This window comes from Leucobacter sp. M11 (assembly GCF_035726885.1).
GTDB lineage: Bacteria > Actinomycetota > Actinomycetes > Actinomycetales > Microbacteriaceae > JAPFRB01.
In genome coordinates, this window is record NZ_JAPFRB010000003.1 from 712,886 (window position 1) to 714,370 (window position 1,485).

Annotated in this window: 4 protein-coding genes; all 4 read left to right on the plus strand. The window is 71.9% G+C overall.

Features of this window, described 5'->3' with window-relative positions; genetic code table 11:
• Positions 1–146 (plus strand): hypothetical protein (locus OOT08_RS11805; RefSeq protein ID WP_325092936.1); only part of this gene is annotated, 146 nt, incomplete at its 5' end.
• Positions 143–550: an amicyanin gene (locus OOT08_RS11810; RefSeq protein WP_325092835.1), complete on the plus strand. Its 408-nt coding sequence runs from the start codon at positions 143–145 to the stop codon at positions 548–550. The genes OOT08_RS11805 and OOT08_RS11810, both read left to right, overlap by 4 nt.
• Before the next feature lie 11 nt (positions 551–561).
• Complete coding sequence (locus tag OOT08_RS11815; RefSeq protein WP_325092837.1) at positions 562–1,284, plus strand: AzlC family ABC transporter permease; 723 nt, start codon at positions 562–564, stop codon at positions 1,282–1,284.
• A partial coding sequence (locus OOT08_RS11820; RefSeq protein WP_325092838.1) for an AzlD domain-containing protein occupies positions 1,277–1,485 on the plus strand: 209 nt, incomplete at its 3' end. The genes OOT08_RS11815 and OOT08_RS11820, both read left to right, overlap by 8 nt.

Below are 1,485 nucleotides of genomic sequence, written 5' to 3' on the forward strand. Positions count from 1 at the left end.
CCCCGAAGGCGAGCGAGCTGATCTTTCCGCTCGCCCTCGCCGTGGAACACCGGCTGACGGTTGACCAGATTGCGTCCTCCTTCGCCGTGTACCCCTCCCTCGTCGGCTCCGTGACCGAGGTCGCGCGGGCCATGCACGTCCGATGACGCCCGCCGCGCGCCCGCTCGGACCGCTGGGCGAGCTGGGCCGCCGGGAGGCGGTGCTGGGCCTGCTCGGCACGCTCGTGGTGGGCGGCGCGGTCGCCTCCCTCTCCGGCTGCGCCTCCGGCCCGGAGCTCGTGCCCTCGGATGACGACGCGACGGACATCGGGGCCGAGGTGTTGGCGATCGACAACCGCTACGAGCCCGCCGAGGTCACCGTGCGGCGGGGCCAGGCCGTGACCTGGACCTTCGCCGGGTCGATGAAGCACGACGTGGTCGCCAATGACCGCTCGTTCGTGAGCGAACTGCTCCGCGAGGGCAGCTACACGCACGTCTTCGCCGAGGCGGGGGAGTTCCCGTACCTCTGCTCGATCCACCCGGAGATGGTCGGCGTCGTTCGCGTCGTCTGAGCCCACCGCAGATGAGCGATTCCCCCTCCGCTCGGGACGGCGAAGCCGCCCCCCGTCGCGCCCGGATCGGCGCCGGGCTCGCCGACTCCCTCGGCGTTGGCCTCGGCATCTTCCCGCTGGGCATCGCCCTCGGGGTGCTCGTGGTGCAGGCCGGGCTGCCCTGGTGGGTGGCCCCGGCCCTCTCCATCGCGATCTTTGCGGGCTCCGTCGAGCTGCTGCTCGTCGGCCTGCTCGCGGCGGCCACCCCGCTGCTGACCATCGCGGTGACGGTGCTCGCGGTCAACCTTCGGCACGTGTTCTACGCGTTCTCCTTCCCGCTGTCGCGCGTGCGACCCGGCCTGCCCCGCGCCTACTCCGTCTACGCGCTCATCGACGAGGCCTACGCGACCTACGCGCTCATGCCGCCCCAGCAGTTGTCTTCGGCGCGGATCGTGACGGGACAGCTCGCGATGCAGGCCTACTGGGTGCTCGGCGGGCTCCTCGGGGTGGCGCTCGCCTCCGCGCTCCCGGAACCCATCGAGGGCTTTGAGTTCGCCCTCGTCGCCCTGTTTCTGGTGATGACGCTCGACGCGCTCCGCAGCCGCCGAGAGCTACCCTCGGCGCTTCTCGCCGGGCTCGCCGTCACGGTCGCGCTCGTGGCCTTCCCGGGGCAGGCCCTGCTCGCGGCCCTGCTCCTGTTTGCGGGCGGGCTCGTCCTGCGTTTCCTCCTCAGGGGATCGGAGGATCGTGCCTAGCCCCGGCTACCTCATCGCGGCCGTCGTCATCGCGGGCCTCATCACGCTCGCGCTACGCGCGCTGCCCTTCGCCATTCTGAAGCCCCTCCGCCGCTCGCGCTTTGTCCAGGCGCTCGGGCGCTGGATGCCCGCCGGCATCATGCTGATTCTCGCGGTGGTCGTGCTCCGCGATGAGATCGCCCAGCGCCCGGAGCGCTGGTG

Excerpts from the sequence above, each read along its gene's own strand:
- OOT08_RS11810 (WP_325092835.1), top strand. The coding sequence starts at position 143 with ATGACGCCCGCCGCGCGCCCGCTCGGACCGCTGGGCGAGCTGGGCCGC.
- OOT08_RS11815 (WP_325092837.1), top strand. The coding sequence starts at position 562 with ATGAGCGATTCCCCCTCCGCTCGGGACGGCGAAGCCGCCCCCCGTCGC.